Annotated in this window: 8 protein-coding genes and 1 pseudogene; 3 read left to right on the plus strand and 6 right to left on the minus strand. The window is 59.6% G+C overall.

Annotated elements, in window-relative coordinates; genetic code table 11:
* From GHO03_RS25650 to GHO03_RS22820, 3 genes and pseudogenes are all read right to left on the minus strand, one after another.
* Nucleotides 1-128: pseudogene (locus GHO03_RS25650) on the minus strand (sulfite exporter TauE/SafE family protein); the annotation flags it as partial.
* Nucleotides 129-136: 8 nt separating this feature from the next.
* Nucleotides 137-1,702, minus strand: a complete 1,566-nt coding sequence (locus tag GHO03_RS22815) for a bifunctional protein tyrosine phosphatase family protein/NAD(P)/FAD-dependent oxidoreductase (protein ID WP_153400572.1) — start codon at nucleotides 1,700-1,702, stop codon at nucleotides 137-139.
* A 43-nt stretch (nucleotides 1,703-1,745) separates the two neighbouring features.
* Nucleotides 1,746-2,075, minus strand: a complete 330-nt coding sequence (locus GHO03_RS22820; RefSeq protein WP_095001067.1) for a metalloregulator ArsR/SmtB family transcription factor — start codon at nucleotides 2,073-2,075, stop codon at nucleotides 1,746-1,748.
* 92 nt (nucleotides 2,076-2,167) lie between these two features.
* On the opposite strand from GHO03_RS22820, the gene GHO03_RS22825 reads away from it, so the two are divergent.
* The gene (locus GHO03_RS22825) at nucleotides 2,168-3,031 is read left to right on the plus strand and encodes an MBL fold metallo-hydrolase (protein ID WP_095020829.1); all 864 of its coding nucleotides are present in this window, start codon (nucleotides 2,168-2,170) and stop codon (nucleotides 3,029-3,031) included.
* 208 nt (nucleotides 3,032-3,239) lie between these two features.
* On the opposite strand, the gene GHO03_RS22830 is transcribed toward GHO03_RS22825, so the two are convergent.
* Nucleotides 3,240-4,133 carry a PA4780 family RIO1-like protein kinase gene (locus GHO03_RS22830; protein WP_016783575.1) on the minus strand — a complete coding sequence of 298 codons (894 nt, stop codon included), beginning with the start codon at nucleotides 4,131-4,133 and terminating at the stop codon, nucleotides 3,240-3,242.
* Nucleotides 4,134-4,259: 126 nt separating this feature from the next.
* Nucleotides 4,260-5,054 carry a helix-turn-helix domain-containing protein gene (locus tag GHO03_RS22835; RefSeq protein WP_095020828.1) on the minus strand — a complete coding sequence of 265 codons (795 nt, stop codon included), beginning with the start codon at nucleotides 5,052-5,054 and terminating at the stop codon, nucleotides 4,260-4,262.
* Nucleotides 5,055-5,136: 82 nt separating this feature from the next.
* Here GHO03_RS22835 and GHO03_RS22840 point away from each other — a divergent pair, with 82 nt between their 5' ends.
* The gene (locus tag GHO03_RS22840) at nucleotides 5,137-6,189 is read left to right on the plus strand and encodes a bile acid:sodium symporter family protein (protein WP_095019799.1); all 1,053 of its coding nucleotides are present in this window, start codon (nucleotides 5,137-5,139) and stop codon (nucleotides 6,187-6,189) included.
* A 50-nt stretch (nucleotides 6,190-6,239) separates the two neighbouring features.
* Here GHO03_RS22840 and GHO03_RS22845 read toward each other — a convergent pair whose 3' ends face one another.
* Nucleotides 6,240-7,514 (minus strand): acetyl-CoA C-acetyltransferase, encoded by a 1,275-nt coding sequence (locus GHO03_RS22845; protein ID WP_095019798.1) that lies wholly within the window; start codon nucleotides 7,512-7,514, stop codon nucleotides 6,240-6,242.
* Nucleotides 7,515-7,636: 122 nt separating this feature from the next.
* Between GHO03_RS22845 and GHO03_RS25655 the strand changes: the two genes are divergently transcribed.
* The coding region (locus GHO03_RS25655) for a hypothetical protein (RefSeq protein WP_256668747.1) at nucleotides 7,637-7,739 on the plus strand (103 nt) is incomplete at its 3' end.

Raw genomic sequence — 7,739 nt, forward strand, 5'->3', positions numbered from 1 at the left:
ACCGGTGTCGCTTGCGCCAGGGTCCAGCCCAGCCCCAGAGTCAGCGCCGGGATGGCCAGGATGCCGCCACCGGCACCGGTCAGCCCGAGCACCAACCCCACCAGCATGCCAAATAAAATAATCAACATGGTCAGGGTCAATCCGGCTTGCAGTCAGTGAACCACTCGCGGCCTTTGAGCATGCCTTGCCAGTAAAACCACGGCAGCAATGTGGCCTTGAGCAGCCACGCCGATTTGCGGGGTACGGTCGGGTCCAGGGGAAAGGTGGGTAGCAGTTTGCCGCCATAGCCGAATTCAGCCAGGATCACCTTGCCGTTTTCCACGGTCAGCGGGCAGGAGCCATAGCCGTCATAACGCTTGGGCAAGGTCACGCCCTTGCGCAGTGCGAGCAGATTTTCGGCCACCACGACCACTTGCTTGCGGGTTGCCGCCGCGGTCTTGGCATTGGGTGTATTGCACACATCGCCCAGGGCGAAGATTTCGGGGTAGCGTGGATGTTGCAGGGTCGCCGGATCGGTCTCGAACCAGCCCGCCTTGTCCGCCAGTTCACTGCGGCGGATCACATCGGGCGCCTGCTGCGGTGGTACCACATGCAGCAGGTCGAAGGTTTTAGCAACACAAGTCACACCGCCCTTGGTATCAGTCACATCAAACCAGGCCGTTCTGGCGGGACCGTCAACCTTGACCAGATTGGACTGGAAGGCCAATTGAGCCTTGTAGGCTTCAACGTACTTCATCAGCGGCGGGACAAAAGCTGGCACGCCAAACAACACCGCCCCCGCCAGGTTGAACTCCACCTTGATAGCGTCCAGAGCACCGCGTTTGCGCCAATGATCGCAGGCCAGATACATGGCTTTTTGCGGCGCACCCGCACACTTGATCGGCATGCCCGGCTGGGTAAACAGTGCCTTGCCGCCCTTCAGGCTGCGCACCAGTTCCCAGGTATAGGGCGCCAGATCGTGACGATAGTTGGAGGTCACGCCATTCTTGCCCAGGGTTTCTTCCAGGCCCTCGATATTTTCCCAGGCCAGTTCCAGCCCCGGGCAAACGATCAGTTGCTGGTAACCCAGCTCGCTGCCATCGCTGAGCAGCACAACCTTGCGCTGCGGAGCAAAGGCACACAGCGACGCCTTGACCCACACAGCACCTTTGGGCATGACCGCAACGGTGGGGCGAACCGTGTTTTTGATATCGTAGGCCCCTCCCCCGACCAGCGTCCAGGCGGGCTGGTAATAGTGTTCGGTGCTGGGCTCGATCACGGCGATACGCAAGGCCGGGTTACGCTTCAACAGGCTGGCCGACACCGAAATACCGGCCGAGCCACCGCCCACCACGACCACATCGTACTGCCTGGCCTCACGCGTGCCCTGGGTGGCCGCTTCAAAAAGCTTGGCAGAGCGATTGCCCGTGCGGCAGTACGCCAGCACCGGTTTGGGCAACTCGTCGAGCAGTTCACGCAATTGCTGCACCTGCCCGGGTGTTGCGCCGCTGGTCGCTACTGGCAGATAGGCAAAGCTCAGCCCCAGGGCCTGCGCGGCCTGTTGCATCGCGGTGTGTTCGGGTTGCTCAGGCCCGCCTTCATGGTCGGGGCGGTTGCACATCACGCTGGCAAAACCCAGCGCAGCCAAGGATTGGAGATCAGACTGCTCGATCTGACCGGTCACGGAAAATGACGCGTCGATTCGCTTGATGCTTTGCTCCATTGAGCACTCCAGGCACAACTAAAATGAATGGATTGGGAGGGCGTTACTTTTTGAGCGCTTGCCCGCAATACAGCCCCGACAGGGTCTGCATCACAGAAACCACTTCAAAGCTGGCGAGTGAGTAGAAAATGTATTTCCCCAGCCTTCGGGTATTGACCATGCCCTCATCGCGCAACACACCGAGTTGTTGCGACAGTGTGGGTTGTCTGATGCCGGTCAGCGCTTCAAGTTCGCCGACATTGCGCTCACCTTGAGTCAACTGGCAGAGCAGCAGCAGGCGATCTTCATTGGCCAACGCTTTGAGAAGGGTGCAGGCTTTGGAAGCAGAGTCGCGCAGAAGCCCGATTTCTTCGCTGGTTAGCTGAGCAGTCATGAAAAGCTCCGGTGCGTGATGGTCGACAGTCTACGACTCGATAATATATCTTTCAATATATTGATCATTCAACGACCGCCACGAGGCCCCTCATGCATCCCGAAATTCAAGGTTTCTTCGACCCGGCGACGTCGACCGTGAGCTACGTGGTCCATGCTGCTGGCAGCGTGGAGTGCGCAATCATCGACCCGGTACTGGACTACAATGCCGCCGCCGGGCGTATCAGCACCGTCAGTGCCGACGCTATCGCCGCTTTCGTGCAGGCTGAAGGCCTGAAGGTGCAATGGCTGCTGGAGACCCACGCCCATGCCGACCACCTGTCGGCCAGCGCTTACCTCAAGCGCAAGCTGGGCGGGCAGATCGGCATCGGGGCTGCCATCACCCAGGTCCAGGGGGTGTTCCGCGATATCTATAACCTTGAGCCGGAATTCAAGCTTGATGGCTCGCAGTTCGATCGCCTGTTCGAGCCCGACGAGCTGTTTCATATCGGGCGACTAGAGGTGCGGGCGCTGCATGTGCCCGGCCATACCCCGGCCGATATGGCCTATCAGGTAGAACACCACAGCCTGTTTGTGGGCGATACCCTGTTTATGCCTGATGTGGGCACCGCCCGTTGCGACTTCCCGGGTGGCGATGCGCGGCAGTTGTATCAATCGATCAAGCGCCTGCTGGCATTACCTGAGTCGACCCGCCTGTTTATGTGCCATGACTACCCGCCAGCCGGGCGCGAAGCCTGCTGGTCGACCACGGTGGGTGAACAGCGGGCAAAAAACATCCACGTCAATGACAGCATCGACCTGGCAGGTTTTGTCGGCATGCGTACGGCCCGCGATGCCACTCTGGGGGTTCCGGCGCTGCTGATTCCGGCGATTCAAGTCAATATTCGTGCAGGCAACCTGCCGCCTGCGGATGACAGCGGCCTGTGCAGCCTGAAGATTCCGCTGAACCGGTTTTGAGCGCCCAAACACTTGCCAGGAACAGGGCAGCAGCGGTTTTGATGAGCGGCGCATTACCCGTGGGAGCTGGCTTGCCTGCGATGCAAACACCGCGCTCTGACAGGTAAAACACGGTGATTCCATCGCGAGCAAGCCCGCTCCCACTAGAACCCGGGCAGCCCCAGGCGCATAAAAAATCCGGCCTGAGCCGGATTTTTTAGTTAGCCAATTACTGCATCCACGGGGGTGGTGGCTCTTCAGCCTTGCTCGGTGGCGCATCATCGGCAGCACGCACTGCCTGGCGGAAAGCTTCGTCCAGACGTGCAGCTTCGATTTCGCGCATCACCCCGCCGACATCCGCCAGCTCGTCCGGCTCGTCAAACTCGCCCGTCAACACACTGCCAGGGTGCAGGGTGGCAGCTTCGTAAAGTGCCCACATTTCCTTGGCGTACTTGGTCTTCTTCAGTTCCGGCGCAAAACGCCCGAAATAGGAAGCCATGTTGCCCACGTCACGCTCCAGCATGTTGAAGGCGTGGTTGTTACCCGCCGCATCGACCGCCTGGGGCAAGTCGATGATGACCGGGCCGGTTGGCGTCAGCAAAACGTTGAACTCGGACAAGTCGCCGTGAACCAGCCCCGTACACAGCATCAGCACGATTTGCTGAATCAGGAACTCGTGGTACTCGCGGGCCTGATCCGGCTCCAGCACCACGTCATTGAGACGCGGAGCCGCATCGCCGTACTCGTCCGCCACCAGTTCCATCAACAGCACGCCTTCGAGGAAGTCGAACGGTTTAGGAACCCGCACACCCGCACCGGCCAGGCGAAACAGTGCCGCTACCTCGGCGTTTTGCCAGGCATCTTCGGTTTCTTTACGACCGAACTTCGAGCCCTTGGCCATCGCTCGGGCCTGACGGCTGTTGCGAACCTTGCGACCCTCCTGATATTCGGCGGCCTGGCGGAAACTTCGTTTGTTGGCCTCCTTGTAAACCTTGGCGCATCGCAGCTCATTGCCGCAGCGGACTACGTATACAGCTGCTTCCTTGCCACTCATGAGTGGGCGCAGCACCTCGTCGATCAGACCGTCTTCGATCAGGGGTTCTAAGCGTTTTGGAGTCTTCATCAGCTTTTATTGTGGGTCCTTTATTACCAAACACGCGAATGTCATTCGTTATACGGCAATCCACTCACCACGGGGAGAGGGCAAACGATTTGAATGATAGACGAGCAACACGTTTTGAGCACCGACTTAACCCTGTCGAAACAAGTCACCCGGGGTAAAGCCGAACATCTTTTTAAACGCCGCAATAAACGCCGACGTTGATTCATACCCGCAAGACAGCGCCGCCCGCGTGACATGACCGCCTTCCTCCAGCACCCGTAACGATGACAGAAGACGCACCCGCTGCCGCCAACTGCGGAAACTCAAACCTGTTTCACGTTGAAACAAACGCATCAGGGTTTTTTCGGACATCCCCAGCCGATCCGACCACAGGCCCAGGTTCGCCTCGGCATCAGGGGTTTCGACCAGCTCATTGCACAGCACCAGCAAACGTTCATGACGGGGCAACGGCAGTGAAAAACCGACCTCGGGCAGGCTTGCCAACTGGTCCAGCAGCACCGCCACCAAGCGTTGCTCGCAGCTCCCGTCCTCGGGGTAGTCGACGGGCAGCGCACAAAAGCTTTTGATCAGCTCCCGGGCCAGCGGCGTGACCTCCAGTACCCGGCACTGCCCCGGCGCCCATTGGCAGTCCTCACGGCGCACATAGAGGCTGCGCATTTCAGCGCGCATCGAGGTGATCACTTCATGCTCCAGCCCGGCCGGAATCCAGATACCCCACTGCGGGGGCGCAAAAAAACTGCCCTCGTCGGTATGTACGCCCAGCACACCACTAATGGCGTACGAAAACTGCACCCAATCGTGTCGATGGCGCGGCGTCCACGAGCCCGCGCCCAGGCTTTCGGCCCGGGCATACAGGGGTCGTGGCAGGGCATCGAGTACCGGAATGGCACGCGGCAGCCCACGTTGTCCGTTTGGCGGCATTGATTGGCCTTATATCGCAAGACGACAGATTGCTGCGACGTTAGGCTAAGTCATCAATTCTTACAATATTGCGGTGCCGACAATGCCTGTACTCAAACATCTCAAACGAATGTTCACCGACTGGTTTCTGTGCGGCATGCTGCTGGCGACTTTCCTGGCCTATGTGTTTCCGCATTTCGGTAGCACTGGCGGCGCAATGCACGCGGAATGGGTGATCAATATCGGAGTGTTTCTGGTGTTTTTCCTGCACGGGGTGAACCTGTCCAGTGAGCAGATCAGTCACGGCCTGAAAAACATTCGCCTGCACGTTATGGTGCAGGGCTTTACCTTTATCGTCTTCCCGCTGATCTGGGTGGTCGCCAACAAGCTGTTGGGCGCCCATATCCCGCCGTTGCTGATGTTGGGATTTTTCTACCTGTGTGCCCTGCCCTCGACCATCTCCTCGTCGGTGGCACTGACCGGCAGTGCTGGAGGCAATGTGCCGGCAGCGATTCTTAACGCCAGCCTGTCCAGCGTGCTGGGGATTTTCCTGACACCCTTGCTGGTCAGCTTCGTGGTGGGCAGCGGCGCAGGGGGCATCGACCTGGGTTCAACCCTGCTCGACCTGTGCGCCATGCTGTTGCTGCCGCTGGTGCTGGGCCAGTTGGTTCGCCCGCTGTGCGGACGCTTTTTTGCCCGGCACAAGCGCTACACCAATATCTGCGACAAGGTGGTGATTCTGCTGCTGGTTTACGCCGCGTTCTGCAACTCGATGGTCTCGGGCATGTGGCAACAGCAGGGCAGTTCGGTGATTGTCAGTGCATTGGTCGGCAGTGCGGTCCTGCTGGCGATTATCCTGTGGATGACCACCCGCACCGCCCGCGCCCTGAAATTCAGCACCGCAGATGAAATCGCTGCAGTGTTCTGCGCCAGCAAGAAATCCCTCGCGGCGGGTGCGCCGATGGCGGCCCTGATTTTCGGGACCAACCCGGGGCTGGGCCTGATTTTATTGCCGATCATGATCTACCACCCACTGCAGTTGATCGTGTGTTCGGTGATGGCCGAGAGTTATGCCACGCGCAGTCGCGCAGAAGCCAAACACAACAACATCTCGGGTGGGAGCGGGCTTGCTCGCGATGCCGACGCCACGGCGTAACAGGCACACCGCATTGCGCCCATCGCGAGCAAGCCCGCTCCCACAGACGGCTATCGCTCAATTATTGCAGTAACACCCTGCCCGCCCGCCGCGCAGATCGAGATCAAACCTCGACCCTGCCCGGCGGTGGCCAGCAGCTTGGACATATTGGTCACGATACGCCCGCCCGTCGCCGCAAACGGATGACCCACCGCCAGGGAACTGCCCTTGACGTTGAGTTTGCTGCGATCAATCGCCCCCAGCGCTGCATCAAGCCCCAGCCGGCTTTTGCAGTAAGGCTCGTCCTCCCAGGCCTTCAAGGTGCACAGCACCTGCGCGGCAAATGCCTCGTGAATCTCGTAGTAGTCAAAGTCCTGCAAGGTCAGGCCATTACGCGCCAGCAGCCGTGGGACGGCGTATACCGGTGCCATCAATAACCCTTCTGCACCGTGTACGAAATCTACAGCAGCTGTTTCACCATCGCGCAAATACGCCAAGACCGGCAAGCCGCGCTCCCTGGCCCATTCTTCACTGCCCAACAAGACCGTCGACGCACCATCGGTCAGTGGCGTGGAGTTGCCCGCCGTCAACGTGCCCTTGGCGCTGCGCTCGAATACGGGCTTGAGGGCGGCCAGTTTCTCCAGGGTCAGGTCGGCACGCAGGTTGTTATCACGGCTCAGGCCCATAAATGGCGTAAGCAGATCATCTTCCCAGCCGGCGTGGTAAGCCGCCGTCAGTGCCTGATGGCTGTGCAGCGCCAGCTCGTCCTGCTCAACCCGGGGGATGTTCCAGGTTTGCGCCATCAACTCGCAGTGCTGGCCCATCGACAGCCCGGTGCGAGGCTCGCCGTTGCGTGGAAATTCGGGCTTCAAAAAGCCCGGACGCAATTGCAGCAACGCCTTGAGCTTGTCCACAGGTGCCTTGAGGCGATTGAACTGCAGCAGCCATTTGCGCAGCCCGTCATTGATGCCGATCGGAACATTGGAGGCAGAGTCCACGCCACCGGCAATCCCGCACTCGATCTGCCCCAGGGCAATCTTGTTGGCCACCAGCAATGCCGCCTCAAGCCCTGTACCGCAGGCCTGCTGCAAGTCATAGGCCGGAGTTTGCGGCGACAGCCGCGAGCCCAGCACACATTCGCGGGTCAGGCTGAAATCCCGCGAATCCTTGAGCACCGCCCCGGCCACTACTTCGCCCATGCGCAACCCGTGAAGGTTGTATCGCTCGATCAGCCCTTCCAGCGCCGCCGTCAGCATGTCCTGATTACTGGCAGTCGCATAAGGCCCGTTGGCGCGAGAAAACGGGATTCGATTACCACCAATAATTGCTACACGACGCAGACTCATACGATTCACCCTATTCTCTTAAATCCATTAATCGTTACCAGCGTAGGCCTTATTGCCGATAACGAACGACCACGGTCTGTTTGTGGTCAACCCTTTGAACCCCACCTGTCGGAGAGTGTTCCATGTCAGACCGTTATATCGACTTCGTCAACTCATCCCTCGGCCAGCGGCTGGTCGGCGCGTTGGGGCTGCCGTCACCGGGACGACTGGAGCGCTGGCAGGCCG

The organism is Pseudomonas sp. FSL R10-1339, assembly GCF_009600545.1.
Lineage (GTDB): Bacteria > Pseudomonadota > Gammaproteobacteria > Pseudomonadales > Pseudomonadaceae > Aquipseudomonas > Aquipseudomonas bubulae.